The organism is Yersinia similis, from assembly GCF_001053095.1.
GTDB classification, from domain to species: Bacteria; Pseudomonadota; Gammaproteobacteria; order Enterobacterales; family Enterobacteriaceae; genus Yersinia; species Yersinia similis.
Genome location: NZ_CGBP01000004.1, coordinates 177,637 through 195,227 on the forward strand (window position 1 = coordinate 177,637; position 17,591 = coordinate 195,227).

The following is a 17,591-nucleotide window of genomic DNA, read 5'->3' on the forward strand; positions in this document are numbered from 1 at the left end:
CCGTTTGCCGGCATGATGCCCCCCGATGACGGAACACCAAAACCGCGTATGAAAAAAAGATTCCCAACACTGCTGGCCACATTGATTTGGACGGCACTATATAGTCAACACACACTGGCAGACCTTGCGGAGCAATGTATGCTCGGTGTACCAACATATGATCAACCACTGGTCACAGGTGATCCGAATCAACTGCCGGTCCGTATTAATGCGGATAAAACCGAAGCGAATTATCCGGATAACGCCCTGTTTACTGGCAATGTTATTGTTCAGCAAGGCAATAGCACCCTAACGGCGAACCAGGTGGAACTGACACAGGTACAGAAACCCGGTGAAGTCATTCCCCTTCGTACCGTTACCGCCACCGGCGATGTAAACTATGACGATCCGCAAATCAAACTGAAAGGACCAAAAGGCTGGTCAAATCTGAACACCAAAGATACTGATATGGACAAAGGTAAATATCAGATGGTGGGCCGTCAGGGCCGTGGTGATGCAGATTTGATGAAATTGCGCGATCAGAGCCGCTACACCATTTTGGAAAACGGCACATTTACCTCTTGCCTACCCGGAGATAACAGTTGGAGCGTGGTTGGCTCAGAGGTCATTCATGACCGCGAAGAACAAGTGGTTGAAGTCTGGAATGCTCGTTTTAAAATTGGCAAAGTCCCGGTGTTTTACAGCCCTTATATGCAATTGCCAGTAGGTGATAAACGCCGTTCGGGTTTCTTGATCCCAAATGCTAAATTCACCAGTAACAATGGTTTTGAGTTTTCACTCCCTTATTACTGGAATATTGCCCCCAACTTTGATGCCACCATTACGCCACACTATATGGAAAGGCGCGGGTTGCAATGGCAAAACGAGTTCCGCTATTTGCTGGCACCGGGTTCAGGCACCATGGCATTAGACTGGTTGCCCAATGACCGTATCTATACAGGGCCTGACGGCACAGATAAAAATGCCACCCGCTGGTTATACTACTGGGGCCATTCTGGTGTGATGGATCAAGTTTGGCGCTTCAACATCAACTATACCCGAGTCAGCGACCCCGCTTACTTTACTGATTTAACCTCTCAGTACGGTTCGACAACCGATGGCTACGCGACACAAATATTCACTGCCGGCTATGCCAATGAAAACTGGAATGCGACTCTGTCTTCCAAGCAGTTCCAGGTATTTACTGCTGCAGGTAACAGCAATGCCTACCGTGCCCAGCCACAGTTGGACATGAACTACTATAAAAACGATGTTGGTCCATTTGATATGCATGTCTATGGTCAGGCGGCCAAATTCACTAGTGTCAATCCGAATAACCCGGAAGCCAGCCGTTTCCATATTGAACCTACGGTTAACCTACCCTTATCTAATAGCTGGGGAAGCATAAATACAGAAACCAAGCTGTTGGCCACCCATTATCAACAGGATATTCCGGCCAGTTTTGCTGACAATGCTAGCAACCCCAAACTGAAAGACTCAGTAACCCGAGTCCTACCACAGTTTAAAATGGATGGTAAGGTGGTATTCGATAGGTCAATGGACTGGGCGACGGGTTTTACCCAAACATTGGAGCCTCGCGCACAATATCTCTACGTCCCTTACCGGAACCAAGATGATATCTATATATATGACACCACGTTGATGCAGTCGGACTACTCTGGCCTGTTCCGTGATCGTACCTATAGTGGCTTGGACCGTATTGCATCGGCTAATCAGGTATCTACCGGTTTAACCTCTCGCATATATGATGATGCACGGGTTGAACGTTTTAATGTCTCTGTAGGTCAAATCTATTACTTTAGTCGATCACGCACAGGTAATACCGAAGCCATCGATGACAGTAACGATACAGGGAGCCTAGTTTGGGCTGGTGATACTTTTTGGCGGATCAACGATCAACTGGGCCTGAAGGGCGGCGCACAGTATGATACGCGGCTGGGGAGTTTGACCTTAGGTAACGCTATAATGGAATATAGAAAAGACGCTGATCGTATGATTCAATTGAATTACCGCTACGCGAGCCCAAAATATATTCAGGCTGCTGTCCCTAAAGTATACAACCCTGACTACCAGCAAGGCATCTCTCAGGTAGGTACCACTGCCAGTTGGCCAATAGCTGACCGTTGGGCGATCGTCGGGGCGTATTATTACGATACCAAAGCCAAACAGCCTGCCAGTCAGTTAGTTGGCCTACAATACAACACCTGTTGCTGGGCGGTAAACCTTGGCTACGAACGCAAAATAACTGGCTGGAATGCACAAGCCCAAACCAGTAAGTACGACAACAAAATAGGCTTTAACATCGAATTACGTGGTTTGAGCGGCGGCCATAGCCTTGGTACGGCTCAAATGCTGAACTCGGGTATTCTGCCTTATCAAAGTGCATTCTGATACTGTTTAACACACTGAATACAGTGAATTTTAACCCGCGATAGCGGATTACATAAATGGAAAAGGTATGAAGAACTGGAGAACGCTTATTCTCGGATTGGTCATTTGTGCCAATACCGCGTTCGCAGCACCACAAGAAGTTGATAAAGTTGCCGCGGTGGTTGATAACGGTGTTGTGTTACAAAGTGATATCGACGGCCTGCTACAATCGGTAAAAATGAACGCGCAACAATCTGGGCAGCAGGTTCCGGATGATTCGACATTGCGCCACCAAATTCTTGAACGCCTCATCATGGATAATATCCAACTGCAGATGGCCAAGAAAATGGGGATTACCATCACTGATCAGGCGCTGGATAAGGCCATTGCAGATATTGCGGCCCAAAACCGCATGACGCTAGCTCAGATGCGCAGCCGCTTAGCCGCTGATGGCCTTAGTTACGAGACTTACCGTGAGCAAATCCGCAAAGAAATGCTGACATCAGAAGTCCGTAACAATGAAGTACGTCGCCGGATAACCATTTTGCCACAAGAAGTTGAATCTCTGGCTAAGCAGATGGGTAATCAAGTCAGTGGTGATACCGAACTGAATCTCAGCCACATCCTGATTCCATTGCCAGAAAACCCAACGCAGCAGCAAGTTGATCAAGCTGAAGATCTGGCGAACAAATTGGTTGCTGACATTAAAGGTGGCGCGGATTTTGGTAAATTAGCTATCGCGAACTCAGCTGACTCTCAAGCCCTGAAAGGTGGCCAAATGGGGTGGGGAAAATTGCAGGAGTTACCTTCACTGTTTGCCGAGAGACTGCAATCGGCGAGTAAAGGCGAGATTGTCGGCCCTATCCGTTCAGGTGTCGGGTTCCATATTTTGAAAGTGAATGACATGCGTGGTGCGGATCAAACCATTTCGGTTACTGAAGTGAATGCCCGGCACATCCTGTTGAAGCCTTCACCAATGATGACCGACGAGCAAGCTCGCGCTAAGTTGGAAGCCGCCGCCGCTGAGATTAAAAGCGGAAAAACAAGCTTCGCGACTATCGCCAAAGAAATTTCGCAGGATCCCGGATCCGCGATGCAAGGCGGGGAACTGGGTTGGGCATCACCCGATATTTACGATCCAGCATTCCGTGATGCATTGATGAAACTGAAGAAAGGTGAAATCAGTCCCCCTGTTCACTCTTCCTTCGGCTGGCACCTCATTCAGGTTGTCGATACCCGTCAAGTAGATAAAACGGATGCCGCACAGAAAGATCGGGCGTACCGCATGCTCTTCAACCGTAAATTTGCTGAAGAAGCACAAACCTGGATGCAAGAGCAGCGTGCTGCTGCTTATGTAAAAATTCTTGATGGTAGTAATGCACAACCACAATAATCGTATAGTCATCACCCCCGGCGAGCCAGCCGGGGTTGGGCCAGATTTAGCCGTTGCTCTGGCTCAACAGGATTGGCCCGTTGAACTGATAGTATGCGCGGATCCGGCCTTACTATTGGCCCGAGCCAGCCAACTTAATCTGCCCCTGCAATTGCGTGAGTACCAAGCTGACCAGCCTGCAATAGCACAGCAAGCAGGGTCACTGACTATTTTACCTGTAAAAACAGCCGTTAATGTAGTCCCTGGCAAGCTTGATGTCGGTAACAGTCACTATGTTGTTGAGACCTTAGCCAAGGCTTGTGATGGCGCGATCAGTGGTGAATTCGCTGCATTGGTCACGGGCCCGGTACAAAAAAGTATTATCAATGATGCCGGCATCCCCTTCATTGGGCATACCGAATTCTTTGCTGACCGCAGCCACTGCCAGAGGGTGGTGATGATGCTGGCAACTGAAGAGTTGCGCGTGGCTTTAGCGACCACCCACTTGCCATTATTGGCGGTGCCAGGTGCCATTACGCAAGCCAGCTTACATGAAGTAATCACCATCCTTGATAACGACCTAAAAACCAAGTTTGGTATTGCTCAGCCGCAGATTTATGTTTGTGGGCTTAATCCTCATGCTGGCGAAGGTGGTCATATGGGCCATGAAGAGATCGATACGATTATTCCTGCCCTAAATACACTGCGTCAGCAAGGGATAAACCTCGTTGGCCCACTACCGGCAGATACCCTGTTTCAACCGAAATATCTGCAACATGCAGATGCCGTTCTCGCTATGTATCACGATCAGGGACTGCCAGTATTGAAATATCAAGGGTTTGGCCGAGCCGTCAATATCACTCTCGGTTTGCCCTTTATCCGCACTTCTGTGGATCACGGTACCGCTTTAGAACTCGCCGCAACCGGTACTGCCGATGTTGGCAGTTTCATTACGGCATTAAACTTAGCCATCAAAATGATAAATAACAGCAATGAATAATAGAGTCCACCAAGGGCATTTTGCCCGCAAACGCTTTGGACAAAACTTTTTAAACGATCAGTTTGTCATCGACAGTATTGTCTCCGCGATCCACCCAGTTCCTGGCGAAGCGGTCGTTGAGATCGGCCCCGGTTTAGGTGCCTTAACCGAACCCGTCGCGGCTCGTATGGATCACATGACCGTCATTGAGCTGGATCGCGATCTGGCGGCACGCCTGGCTAGCCATCCTCAACTGAAAGATAAGCTAACCATTCATCAGCAAGATGCGATGAAAGTAAACTTCTCCGAACTGTCAGAGCAAGCGGGGCAACCATTACGGGTATTTGGTAACCTGCCATACAATATTTCTACACCGCTGATGTTCCATCTTTTCAGCTATACTGATGCTATCCGCGACATGCATTTCATGTTGCAAAAAGAGGTTGTTAACCGCTTGGTTGCTGGCCCCAACAGTAAAGCTTATGGCCGTCTGACCGTCATGGCGCAATACTATTGCAATGTGATCCCAGTTTTGGAAGTACCGCCGACTGCGTTTACTCCAGCCCCTAAAGTTGATTCCGCAGTTGTGCGCCTCATTCCACATGTGCAAATGCCTCACCCGGTCGGTGACGTTCGTATGCTGAGCCGTATTACTACGCAAGCATTTAACCAACGTAGAAAAACGGTGCGCAATAGCTTAGGTGATTTATTCACTTCAGAGCAATTAATCGAATTAGGTATCGACCCGATACTCAGGGCAGAAAATATTTCGGTAGCGCAGTACTGTAAGCTAGCTAACTGGCTTTCAGCTCAATCGACACCGCAAAAATAAGCAGGAGCACATCATGATTGAACAGCCCCGTATTTGTGTGCAGGTACAAAGTATCTATGTGGAAACGCAATCGATACCCGAAGAGGAGCGTTTCGTCTTCGCCTATACCGTTACCGTTCGTAATTTAGGGCGTTCAAACGTGCAACTGCTTGGCCGCTATTGGTTAATCACCAATAGCAATGGCCGCCAGACTGAAGTTCAGGGAGAAGGGGTTATCGGCGAACAACCACTTATCCTGCCAGGTAATGAATTTCAATATACCAGCGGTGCTGTTCTGGAAACCCCGCTGGGTACTATGGAAGGGCATTACGAAATGATTGATCACCTTGGACAGGCCTTCCGTACTGCAATTCCGGTATTCCGCTTAGCGATCCCAGCCCTGATCCATTAACCCTGACTAATTAACTATGTCTACTTATCTTATTGGTGATATTCATGGCTGCCTCGATGAATTACTTGCGCTTTTAGCCCAGGTGAACTTCGATCCACAGCAGGATACTTTATGGCTGACGGGCGATTTAGTTGCCCGTGGTCCCGCTTCATTGGATGTTTTACGTTATGTACGTTCGTTAGGACCCGCTGTTCGTATGGTGCTGGGTAACCATGACCTGCATTTGCTGGCCGTTTACGCGGGTATCAGCCGTAATAAACCGAAAGATCGTATTACCCCACTGCTGGATGCACCCGATGCTGATGAGCTGATTAATTGGCTACGTCGCCAACCCGTTTTGCAAGTTGATGACCAGCTTAAATTGATTATGGCCCACGCAGGCATCACACCACAGTGGGATATTGAAACAGCCAAAATGTGCGCTCGAGAAGTTGAAGCGGTATTGAGCAGTGACAGTTATCCGCTATTTTTGGATGCGATGTACGGCGATATGCCAAACAACTGGTTACCAGAGCTCACAGGGCTGGCACGTTTACGCTTTAGTACCAATGCACTTACGCGGATGCGCTTTTGCTTCCCGAATGGGCAACTTGATATGATTTGCAAAGACACGCCAGAAAATGCGCCAGCCCCTCTCAAACCTTGGTTTGAACTACCAAGGCTCGTTGACCCTGAATATTCAATTATTTTTGGTCATTGGGCATCATTGGAAGGTAAAGGTGTACCAGAGGGGATATATGGACTGGATACTGGCTGTTGCTGGGGAGGGGATTTAACCCTACTTCGTTGGGAAGATAAACGTTATTTCACACAGCGCGCTTTCAAAGCCGAGGCTGAAATTAATAATAGCAATGGATTTGCAGCGGGCGAAAAAGTACAACACTAATTGGTGTAATGCCAAATTAATCTTGTAAAGACGCTAATTAAAGACGCATGAGCCTATGCGTCTTTAGATTTCACCTATAATTAACAGCATCACTGTCTATTTTTATAATCATCTACAATATCATCGTCAAGCCGTGTAAATGTACAGTCATTTACTGATGTTCCAGTACAAATATAATATTCCTTACCTGATGTGGTTGTTTTTTCCCAGAACATATGCCCCATAAGTGAAACAAATACACCTTCGAGAGCTAATGCTCGCTCATCATGAAAATACATATCAACACTGCCTGATTCTAAAGCGTAAGTGCAATTGTTTAACTTGCCAATATCCATATTAAATTCATTATAAGGAATATACTTTACATATAGGAAATGTCGTACATCCCCGCTATTTTCCACGCCAACAGCCCCCCCTAACCATTTACCATCAGGTGTTGTATAAACCCCCTTCTGATGATTTATTTCAGATTTATTTGGGCAGGAAGAGAGTTCATTCGCCATAACATATGGCGCAGACAATATTAGAGATAAAAACAGCATAGATTTTTTCATTTATTTTCCTCACACTTATTATTTACCCCATAAAAAATAATCATTTCAATTTAATAGAATTAATAATTTAAATTATCTAACTGAATAATAAGATTATTTTATTTGTGGTGATATTGTTAACATTATTACTCGGCAGTCACCCTAGGCAAGAGGACCGGAATATCTGGCGCGATTTCTGCAATTTTCGCATCAGATGGACGTGTAAAAGAGCAGTCTTCGGCTTTATCCGCACTACAGGTGTAGCTTGTATAGGGAACATTATCTGTATTTTTTATCCACGTTGGATTATCAACAATAGATATATACAATCCTTTATTTACCAGAACTTTATTATCTCTCATTTTCATTTGTAAAATACCGGCATCCAGCAGGTAACTGCATTGAACTAAAACACCTAGCGCCCGATCATTCCCTCCATGAGGATAATAAAATGCTTGCAAAAAATGAGCTACATTACCTTTATTCTCACCTCCTTGCGTCGTACCATACCAACGTAGATTAGCCGATTTATAATCGCTCAACACATGGTTAATTTCATTCGCTTCTGGGCATCTTGTTATTTCTATAGCAGAAGTAAAAGGGGAAAGTAAAAATAAAGATGATAGTGTTAGTAATGTTGATTTTTTCATTTTACACCTCATTGGCAATAAAATTAAAAATAGAATTAAAAATAGAATTAAAACCTTATGTAAACCAGAAATTAGAATTTATCATGTAGAACGAAAGCTAAAAATATTAAATAATAATGACGTTTATCCATTAAGTAATAAATTTATTTTTCTAAATGAAACAGGCCCATTATTACCTAATGGGCCTCAGACTGCTGACAAACCCCGATGACTCAATCTTGAACGGTGAGGATAGGCAGAGGAGTAAAGCGTCCGCGCCAGGGGAGGGCGCGGCTCGAGCCCCAGGGAAGGCTATTTTTATACAGGGAAGCCGGCGTCTTTACGATCTGCCTGTTCTCTCCGTTGCAGGCACTTTGTCAATAACCTCAGGCCCATTATTACCTAATGGGCCTGTTTTCTAATTGTTTTGATGTGAATATATTATTAGCGGCGCTCTAGAATTTCGAAGCAATAACTGTGTGAGTTAGCTTCATCGGCATCATGAAACTCACTGAATACGCTTTCCCATTCGTCTGGCTCATAATCAGGGAAGTGAGTATCACCACCAACCTCCGCATCAATATGTGTGAGATACATACGATTTGCGCGGTCTAAGAATTGCTGATAGACACGGCCACCGCCCATGACCATCACTTCTTCCACATCGCTGGCAAACACCAATGCTTCTTCAATTGAGGCCGCCCATGTCACACGTTCATCAGAACCAGGTTGGCTACTGATGACAATATTCAATCTTCCCGGCAGGGGACGACCAATAGATTCGAAGGTCTTACGACCCATAATTACCGGTTTGTTTAGCGTGTTACGTTTGAACCACGCTAAATCAGCCGGTAAATGCCATGGCATAGCGTTTTCCATACCAATAACGCGATCTGCTGCTAATGCAGCGATCAGGCTGATAATCATTGTTAAACCCTGTAGGCTGCAAGAGCCAGTCCCGAAAAATTGTTCACACTATACGTAAAGCCTAATCAAGCGTCGATAGCGATAAGTAAGCGAATGATACATATAGGACTGCTCTTAGCCTAGTGTAGCGGCCGATTTAAAAAAAAGCCTTATACACCAGGGCGTTTACGATATAACCATAGTCCTGGCAATGATAAACCAATCGACAACGCTCCAACGATAAATGAGGCTTTCAAGAAATTCGTCACCATAGTGGACATTAATGCTTCGGTATAACCCAGATGAGAAATCTCAACCACCGATATCATGGCGGTATAAGCGGAAATTCCAGGGAACATGGGAATGACAGCCGCAACGGTGAAAACTTTAGGGTGTGCAAGCAGCCAACGTGACCAATTGATCCCAATCACCCCAATCATAATTGAAGCCAATAGTGAAGCCAGCTCTATATTCATACCAAAATGGATCATCAACATACGTGAACCATGACCGATTGCACCCAATAGTGCGCAATAACGCAGCGCACGGACCGGTACATTGAATACCATGGCAAAGCCCAACGCCGGGATCGCAGCTAGCACCATGTCCTGTAGTAATGCCCACAGTAAACTCACGCCCACCCCCGCAAACCCCAAAGTGCCATCGCGAATACCACCCCAATACAAGTTGATAGGGTCAGTAAGCTGGCCATCGCCCAACGCGCCAATCCCGTATTAACATGTCCTTTAAACATATCTGCCACCGCATTAATCAGTGGGAAGCCCGGAACCAATAGCAAGACACTGGCCGCCATCGCCACACTGGAAGCCTGTTCGAAAAACGGTAAGCGCATTAATAGACCAGAGGTTGATGTCGCCACAAAAGCGGTAATGCAAAAATTAATTAATGGATTCATATGGCGGGCCGTCAGGCTTTGGCGTACAAACATCGCCAGCCCACTGGCTACAAAGCTGATAGAGAAGGCATCCCAACCACCGCCGTTCAATTTACTGAAACAACCGCAGGAGAGCGCTACCATGATGACCACCAGCCAGCGCGGATAACGTAGAGGTTTAATATTTTCAAAACGTTTCTCTACGTCTTTCGCATCCAGCAAACGGTGCTCTGCGAGGATCACAATATGCTGGACCTCAGTGACTACCTGCATATTAATGCCACGATCCGTATTCTTGCGGGTTGATGTCAGGCAATTTCCCTGGCTAATCGTGGTTAGCACCACCGCATTGGCCGAAATAGAACTTTCAACGCTATCCATACCCAGAGCCATACCAAGACGCGCCGATAACTGCTCAACCAGCATACTTTCCGCACCATGTTGCAACAGCAATAAGGCACATTTGATACATAACCGAGTAATATCTCGCTGCTGATGATGCGGCACATCACTGTTTATTACATTCCCCAGGCTCATATTTGTGCATCACTATCCGTCAAAAGAGTAGAAGAGAGCTCCAACGTTATTGGCATTACAGCAAGCGAATGACAAATCGTCAGGAACCTATTTGAACCACATTTATGCTAGCCCATAGGATAAAATTCATTAATTTCAATAAACTGACTCATATCGGTGATTTAGCTGCTCGCTGCGCTGTAACGTCAAGTCAAGTCCAGTCAAAAAGACATAAATGCTAAATCCCGTCACTGCTAACAACAAAATGGCATCAGATAACCAATAAGAATAATGCAAGGAATGCTAAGTGGCGTTATTATCGCCAGATTGCTTCACACCCATTCGGTAATCAAGATGCTTGAAACTTCGTTATTTGTCGCGACACTCGCGACATTGGGGATGCTCTCCCCCGGACCTGATTTTTTTCTGGTGATCAAAAACGCTGCTCGCTATCGCCGCACTGCCGCCATGATGACGGCACTTGGTGTGATTTTGGGTGTTGCGACGCATATGTCTTACTGTGTGGCCGGTCTGGCGGTCGTTATCACAACCACGCCATGGTTATTCAATTTGCTGAAATATGCCGGGGCCTGCTACCTGATCTGGATTGGTATTCAAGCACTGCTATCACGGGGAGAAAGTAAGCTTAGTATTGATAACGCTACACAGTATCCCATCTCGCTCAAAGCCGCATTTTTGCAAGGGTACCTCTGCAATCTATTAAATCCAAAAGCGACTCTTTTCTTCCTCGCCGTTTTCACGCAAATATTGCAGATAAACTCCGGCATAGGAGAAAAACTATGGTATGCCTCAATCATCTGGGTACTGGCCGTAATTTGGTGGCCTTTGCTGGTGATCCTGATCCAAAGCGCGCCAGTACGCCGCGGTTTAGCCAAAACACAAAAAATTGTCGATAAAGTGTTAGGTGGCCTGTTGATCGGCCTTGGCATCAAAGTCGCATTGGGTTAACACCGCTAAATCTGAGTAAAGCATTCCACTATTGAGATGGCCGTCTACAATGACTGTCTACTATCCACAATAGTGTTGGCGATAACATTGATCTTCACCAAGGTTGCTTAAGAGAAATCTTGCCTTTATTGCTACACACACCATGTATTGCCACACACACCATGGCTAAACTGCGGACGTAAAAAAGGGCGATGTCGCCATCGCCCTTGATTTTCGCCACGGATGAAAACGTCAATTACGCTTTCATATTCTTAATCTTAGCATGCATCTCTTGCACCGAAATCACTTGCTCGGTTGGATCCGCATTTAATGCCATCGCCGTGGCAAAGCCACCGTTCAAGGTCGTATCGTAATGTACTTTATATTGTAAAGCACTGCGACGGATCAGCTTGGAATCTTCAATCGCCTGACGCCCAGCGGTGGTATTCACGATATAGGTGTACTCGCCATTCTTAATACGGTCCTGAATGTGCGGACGACCTTCATGCACCTTATTAACCAAACGTGGATTTATCCCCGCCTCGCCCAGTACAACCGCAGTGCCATGTGTTGCATCCAGTTCAAAGCCTTGTTTTAGCAGCTTCGCTGCCAGATCTACCACCCGGTGCTTATCCCCTTCACGGACGGATAATAGCGCACGCCCACTCTTTTTCATGCCAGATTGACTGCCCAACATCGCTTTAGAGAACGCCTCAGCGAAGGTACGGCCAACCCCCATGACTTCACCGGTAGAGCGCATTTCTGGCCCTAAAATTGGGTCAACGCCGGGGAATTTGTTAAACGGCAGTACCACTTCTTTGACTGAGTAGTAAGGCGGGATAATTTCTTCCAGAATACCCTGCTCCGCCAGTGACTGACCGACCATCACACGAGCTGCAATTTTTGCCAGTGGCATACCGGTCGCTTTAGACACGAAAGGTACAGTACGGGCAGCACGGGGGTTAACCTCAATCAGGTAAACTTCGTTGTTTTTCACCGCAAACTGCACATTCATCAGGCCGCGGACACAGAGTTCAAAGGCCAGTTTTTCCACTTGTTGGCGCATCACATCCTGAATTTCTTTGCTCAGGGTGTAAGCAGGCAATGAACAGGCTGAGTCACCAGAGTGAACCCCGGCTTGCTCTATGTGTTCCATAATGCCGCCGATCAACACGCGTTCACCATCACAAATGGCATCGACATCCACTTCAACGGCATCATCAAGGAAGCGGTCAAGCAATACCGGCGCATCATTCGATACACTGACGGCATTCTGGAAGTAACGGCGCAGGTCAATCTCGTCATAAACGATTTCCATCGCGCGGCCACCCAAAACATAAGAAGGGCGTACGACCAGTGGATAGCCCAGACCAGTGGCTTTTTCCACTGCCTGCTCGATAGTCGCTACGGTGGCATTCGCTGGCTGTTTCAGGCCCAGACGATTTACCGCCTGCTGGAAACGCTCACGGTCTTCGGCACGGTCAATGGCATCCGGGCTGGTCCCAATAATGGGTACGCCAGCCGCTTCCAACTCACGGGCCAATTTCAATGGTGTCTGACCACCGTACTGCACGATAACGCCCTGTGGCTTCTCAATACGGACGATTTCCAACACATCTTCCAGTGTGACTGACTCAAAGTAGAGACGATCAGAGGTGTCATAATCGGTTGAAACCGTCTCAGGGTTACAGTTCACCATGATGGTTTCGTAACCGTCTTCACGCAGTGCCAGTGAAGCGTGTACGCAGCAATAGTCGAACTCAATACCTTGTCCGATACGATTCGGGCCACCACCCAGCACCATCACTTTCGGACGATCGCTGGTTGGGTTAGATTCGCACTCTTCCTCGTAGGTGGAGTACATGTAAGCCGTATCCGTCGAGAACTCTGCCGCGCAGGTATCGACACGCTTATAAACCGGGTGTAAACCATATTTGTAACGCAGTTTACGGACTTCACTTTCTGCTGCGCCGACCAATTTAGCCAAACGAGCATCGGCGAAACCTTTACGTTTCAAGTGACGCATAAATTCAGCAGTCAAGCCGTTGATACCAAGTTCTGCTACGCTCTCTTCCAAACGAACCAGCTCTTCAATCTGTACCAGGAACCAGCGATCAACATTGGTCAGATTGAACACACCATCAACCGACATGCCCGCACGGAAAGCATCAGCGATATACCAGATACGTTCTGCACCCGCTTCTTTCAGTTCACGACGAATTTTAGTCAGTGCTTCTGGATCATCCAGGCTCACTTTCGGGTCAAAACCGGTCGCGCCCACTTCCAGCCCGCGCAGTGCTTTTTGCAGTGATTCTTGCTGCGTGCGGCCAATGGCCATCACTTCACCCACAGATTTCATTTGCGTGGTCAAACGGTCGTTGGCACCCGCAAATTTTTCAAAGTTAAAGCGTGGGATCTTGGTAACAACATAGTCGATGGAAGGCTCAAAGGATGCCGGGGTGCGGCCACCGGTGATGTCATTCATCAATTCATCCAGTGTGTAACCGACAGCCAGTTTTGCGGCAATTTTAGCAATCGGGAAACCGGTTGCTTTAGAGGCCAGCGCTGAAGAGCGGGAAACACGCGGGTTCATCTCAATGACAATCAAACGACCATTTTTTGGGTTGACTGAGAACTGTACGTTAGAGCCCCCGGTTTCCACCCCGATTTCACGCAGTACCGCCATAGAGGCATTACGCATGATTTGGTACTCTTTGTCAGTCAGGGTCTGAGCCGGTGCGACAGTGATAGAGTCGCCGGTGTGAATCCCCATAGCATCGAAGTTCTCAATGGAACAGACGATGATGCAGTTGTCGTTTTTATCGCGAACAACTTCCATCTCGTACTCTTTCCAGCCAATCAGCGATTCGTCAATCAACAACTCTTTGGTTGGTGACAAATCCAGACCGCGCTCGCAGATCTCTTCGAACTCTTCACGGTTATAAGCGATACCGCCACCAGTGCCCCCCATAGTAAAGGATGGGCGGATAATGCACGGGAAGCCCACATCGGCTGCAACAGCCAGTGCTTCTTCCATGTTATGCGCGATACCTGAGCGGGCTGTATCCAGACCAATTTTCTTCATCGCGATATCAAAGCGACGGCGGTCTTCAGCTTTATCAATGGCATCAGCGGTCGCACCAATCATGGTGACGCCAAATTCTGCCAGAACGCCCTGACGCTCCAGTTCCAATGCACAGTTCAGTGCAGTTTGGCCACCCATCGTAGGCAAAACTGCATCTGGACGCTCTTTTTCGATAATCTTACGCACCACTTCCCAATGAATTGGCTCAATATAAGTTGCATCGGCCATTTCCGGGTCAGTCATGATAGTCGCCGGATTGGAGTTCACCAAAATGACACGGTAGCCCTCTTCGCGCAGTGCTTTACACGCTTGGGCACCTGAGTAGTCAAACTCACAAGCCTGGCCGATAACGATCGGGCCTGCGCCCAGAATCAGGATGCTTTTTATATCTGTACGTTTTGGCATGGTCTTCGCTCCTGATTATTTATGGCTGTTACTACGGTTAAGGCACGCGGATGAAGCTCGGTAAGCCTCAATCAGTTCGATAAAATGATCAAACAATGGCGCGGCATCATGCGGGCCGGGGCTGGCTTCTGGGTGCCCCTGAAAGCTGAACGCCGCTTTATCCGTACGGTGAAGCCCTTGCAGAGAACCATCAAATAAAGAGACATGCGTAGTCCGCAGGTTGGACGGCAATGAGGTTTCATCAACTGCGAAGCCATGGTTTTGCGCAGTAATCATCACACAGCTAGCATCCAGATCTTTCACCGGATGGTTACCTCCGTGGTGACCGAACTTCATTTTTACTGTTTTAGCACCACTCGCCAGCGCCAGCAATTGGTGGCCCAGACAGATGCCGAATACCGGGATATCCGTTTCCAGGAAGCGCTTGATGGCGGCGATCGCGTAATCACATGGCTCTGGATCCCCAGGACCATTGGATAAGAAGATGCCATCTGGATTCAGTTTCAGAACGTCCTCAGCGGGTGTCTGCGCCGGAACAACGGTCAGACGGCAACCGCGATCAACCAACATACGCAGAATATTACGCTTCACACCATAATCGTAAGCTACCACATGGAATGGCAAATCTTCTGGTTGCTTCGCCGCAGGCAAATCACCTTCCAGTGTCCAACTGCCTTGCAACCAGTGATACATCTCTTTGGTGGTCACTTCTTTCGCCAGATCCATCCCTTTCAAGCCTGGAAATGCTTTCGCTTTTTCCAATGCCAGGGCCGCGTCGGACAAGCTCCCAACAATAATACAGCCGTTCTGTGCCCCTTTTTCGCGCAGCAAGCGAGTCAGCTTACGAGTATCGATATCGGCAATCGCCACAATATTGTGCCGCTTGAGATACTCGGATAAGCCTTCTTCATTACGGTAGTTGCTGGCAATCAATGGCAGGTCACGAATAACAAGACCTTGGGCGTGTACTGCGGAGGATTCTTCATCGGAGGCATTAGTGCCGACATTGCCGATATGAGGATAAGTAAGAGTAACGATTTGGCGGGAGTAGGAAGGATCAGTGAGGATTTCTTGATAACCGGTCATCGACGTATTGAAGACCACTTCCCCCACTGCCGTACCTTCTGCCCCGATGGCCCGACCGTGGAATTGGGTTCCGTCTTCGAGAACCAATAGCGCTGACTTAATCAAAACATCCTCCAGGGGAATAAACAGTCACATTATCTGCATATTAATTCATATCTAGTGTTCTAAATCAATGCAAAAACTGCTCTCAAAGCTAATTTTTGGCAAATTGGGCGCATTTTAATGATGAGTAACGCTTTTGTCTAGCCAAAGCACCATTTTTTCTCTATTTTTTGCCGTTCTCATCAAAATGTGCGGATTATAGCGGTAAAAACACAAGCTAACTTAGCATAGTAAACGGTTGCGATGGCGGCTCACTGAAAAATATCGTTCTAAGCAGTCAAAAATACACCCGATGGCTTAAACGAAGGGTTTAAAGAGATGAAATCGAGATTAAACACAATAAAAAATACATTATTTAACTAAAAGCACACCAAGTGCTTATTTTAAATTTAAAATAAAAAAGGACAATAAAATATTGCCCTACAATCAATAGATTATGATAAAAAACCACATCACTGGCCGTATTTTACAGCATTAAAGCTCGTTAAGATTCAGCACATCACGCATATCAAACAAGCCATTATCATGCTTACCAAGCCAAATGGCAGACTTAACCGCCCCATGGGCAAAAGTCATCCTGCTCGTCGCTTTATGAGTGATCTCAACCCGTTCGCCGATATCAGCAAACATCGCCGTGTGTTCACCCACAATATCGCCAGCACGCACGGTCGCGAAACCGATAGTCCCCGGTTTACGTTCACCGGTATAGCCTTCACGGCTATAAACTGCACAATCGTTCAAGGAGCGCCCCATAGCATCAGCAATCGCCTCCCCCATTGCCAGCGCCGTTCCTGATGGTGCATCTACTTTGTGGCGGTGATGGGCTTCGATAATTTCAATATCAGTATAATCGCCCATGACTTTTGCGGCCTTTTCCAGCAATTTCAGTACCACATTCACCCCAACACTGAAGTTCGCTGCGAATACAATACCAATGTCTGCTGCAGCCTCACTAATGGCCGCTTTACCTGCATCATCAAAACCTGTGGTACCAATCACCATCGCTTTCCGATGCTGACGGCAAATAGCTAAATGTTCCAACGTACCTTCTGGGCGGGTAAAGTCGATCAGTACGTCAAAATTATCAGTAAGTTGGGATAAATCATCGCCGACAATGACATTTAACAAGCCAACACCCGCCAGTTCTCCCGCATCACTGCCTATCAACGTGGACCCTTTACGCTCGATAGCCCCCCCTAATACAACGCCTTCCGTCTGCGTAACTGCCTGAATTAATTGCCGCCCCATCCGTCCGCCCGCGCCGACAATAGCAATACGAATTGTTGAATCAGTCATACGTCCCCTTAAAATGTGTCCTCTACCCTGACCAGGGTTCAGATTAGCCGCCTGCTATTGACTCTACCAGCCTATTTAATCTGTATTAGAAAAAAATGATACTCGTGCATTTTTATCAGTGAAACCACTCAATCCGTTACATAACACTGAATAAACAGCAGTTAGTGAAATTTTACGGGTAAGTAAAGACCTTCTTTATTCTGCTAAGGCTCTCCAACTATTTATATGCCTTTTGTTGCTATTTCGCATATTCATGCAATTATTTTGCACACTATTTTTTCATGCCGCATCTACATGATGGTTAGATTTCCACAGGGACAATATCAATCTCCCCTTAGTGCTCCAATAAAAAAGCAGCCG

General features: G+C 47.0%; 15 protein-coding genes. 7 read left to right on the plus strand and 8 right to left on the minus strand.

What is annotated here, in order from left to right; genetic code table 11:
* Nucleotides 1–48 precede the first annotated feature (48 nt).
* The 6 genes from lptD (at nucleotide 49) to apaH (ending at nucleotide 6,830) form a co-directional block, all read left to right on the plus strand.
* On the plus strand, nucleotides 49–2,391 hold the full coding sequence (gene lptD / locus AC971_RS05080; RefSeq protein ID WP_025382546.1) for an LPS assembly protein LptD: 2,343 nt from the start codon (nucleotides 49–51) through the stop codon (nucleotides 2,389–2,391).
* Between the two features lie 67 nt (nucleotides 2,392–2,458).
* Nucleotides 2,459–3,763, plus strand: a complete 1,305-nt coding sequence (gene surA / locus AC971_RS05085) for a peptidylprolyl isomerase SurA (RefSeq protein WP_025382545.1) — start codon at nucleotides 2,459–2,461, stop codon at nucleotides 3,761–3,763.
* Nucleotides 3,747–4,742, plus strand: a complete 996-nt coding sequence (gene pdxA, locus AC971_RS05090; protein ID WP_025382544.1) for a 4-hydroxythreonine-4-phosphate dehydrogenase PdxA — start codon at nucleotides 3,747–3,749, stop codon at nucleotides 4,740–4,742. The genes surA and pdxA overlap by 17 nt, the downstream gene beginning before the upstream one ends.
* The gene (rsmA, locus tag AC971_RS05095) at nucleotides 4,735–5,553 is read left to right on the plus strand and encodes a 16S rRNA (adenine(1518)-N(6)/adenine(1519)-N(6))-dimethyltransferase RsmA (RefSeq protein WP_011191710.1); all 819 of its coding nucleotides are present in this window, start codon (nucleotides 4,735–4,737) and stop codon (nucleotides 5,551–5,553) included. Before pdxA ends, rsmA begins: the two co-directional genes overlap by 8 nt.
* Before the next feature lie 13 nt (nucleotides 5,554–5,566).
* The gene (gene apaG / locus AC971_RS05100; RefSeq protein ID WP_025382543.1) at nucleotides 5,567–5,944 is read left to right on the plus strand and encodes a Co2+/Mg2+ efflux protein ApaG; all 378 of its coding nucleotides are present in this window, start codon (nucleotides 5,567–5,569) and stop codon (nucleotides 5,942–5,944) included.
* 16 nt (nucleotides 5,945–5,960) lie between these two features.
* A complete protein-coding gene (gene apaH / locus AC971_RS05105) occupies nucleotides 5,961–6,830 on the plus strand; it encodes a bis(5'-nucleosyl)-tetraphosphatase (symmetrical) ApaH (protein WP_025382542.1) in 870 nt (289 codons plus the stop codon).
* 89 nt (nucleotides 6,831–6,919) lie between these two features.
* Here the strand turns inward: apaH and AC971_RS05110 are convergent, their stop codons facing one another.
* The 5 genes from AC971_RS05110 to AC971_RS05130 all read right to left on the minus strand — a co-directional run bounded on the left by AC971_RS05110 (nucleotide 6,920) and on the right by AC971_RS05130 (nucleotide 10,330).
* The gene (locus tag AC971_RS05110; protein WP_025382541.1) at nucleotides 6,920–7,384 is read right to left on the minus strand and encodes a DUF3757 domain-containing protein; all 465 of its coding nucleotides are present in this window, start codon (nucleotides 7,382–7,384) and stop codon (nucleotides 6,920–6,922) included.
* A gap of 125 nt (nucleotides 7,385–7,509) precedes the next feature.
* Complete coding sequence (locus tag AC971_RS22710; protein ID WP_309598771.1) at nucleotides 7,510–8,025, minus strand: DUF3757 domain-containing protein; 516 nt, start codon at nucleotides 8,023–8,025, stop codon at nucleotides 7,510–7,512.
* A 411-nt stretch (nucleotides 8,026–8,436) separates the two neighbouring features.
* Nucleotides 8,437–8,919: a type 3 dihydrofolate reductase gene (folA, locus tag AC971_RS05120; RefSeq protein WP_025382540.1), complete on the minus strand. Its 483-nt coding sequence runs from the start codon at nucleotides 8,917–8,919 to the stop codon at nucleotides 8,437–8,439.
* Nucleotides 8,920–9,068: 149 nt separating this feature from the next.
* Complete coding sequence (locus AC971_RS05125) at nucleotides 9,069–9,533, minus strand: threonine/serine exporter (protein ID WP_025382539.1); 465 nt, start codon at nucleotides 9,531–9,533, stop codon at nucleotides 9,069–9,071.
* Nucleotides 9,530–10,330 (minus strand): threonine/serine exporter family protein, encoded by an 801-nt coding sequence (locus AC971_RS05130; protein ID WP_025382538.1) that lies wholly within the window; start codon nucleotides 10,328–10,330, stop codon nucleotides 9,530–9,532. Before AC971_RS05130 ends, AC971_RS05125 begins: the two co-directional genes overlap by 4 nt.
* Nucleotides 10,331–10,663: 333 nt before the next feature.
* On the opposite strand from AC971_RS05130, the gene AC971_RS05135 reads away from it, so the two are divergent.
* The gene (locus AC971_RS05135) at nucleotides 10,664–11,278 is read left to right on the plus strand and encodes a LysE family transporter (protein ID WP_025382537.1); all 615 of its coding nucleotides are present in this window, start codon (nucleotides 10,664–10,666) and stop codon (nucleotides 11,276–11,278) included.
* Nucleotides 11,279–11,513: 235 nt separating this feature from the next.
* Here the strand turns inward: AC971_RS05135 and carB are convergent, their stop codons facing one another.
* The 3 genes from carB to dapB form a co-directional block, all read right to left on the minus strand.
* Nucleotides 11,514–14,747, minus strand: coding sequence for a carbamoyl-phosphate synthase large subunit (gene carB, locus AC971_RS05140; RefSeq protein WP_025382536.1), 3,234 nt, complete (start codon nucleotides 14,745–14,747; stop codon nucleotides 11,514–11,516).
* A 15-nt stretch (nucleotides 14,748–14,762) separates the two neighbouring features.
* Complete coding sequence (gene carA / locus AC971_RS05145; protein WP_025382535.1) at nucleotides 14,763–15,938, minus strand: glutamine-hydrolyzing carbamoyl-phosphate synthase small subunit; 1,176 nt, start codon at nucleotides 15,936–15,938, stop codon at nucleotides 14,763–14,765.
* Between the two features lie 471 nt (nucleotides 15,939–16,409).
* A complete protein-coding gene (gene dapB / locus AC971_RS05150) occupies nucleotides 16,410–17,231 on the minus strand; it encodes a 4-hydroxy-tetrahydrodipicolinate reductase (RefSeq protein ID WP_025382534.1) in 822 nt (273 codons plus the stop codon).
* Between the last annotated feature and the right edge of the window lie 360 nt (nucleotides 17,232–17,591).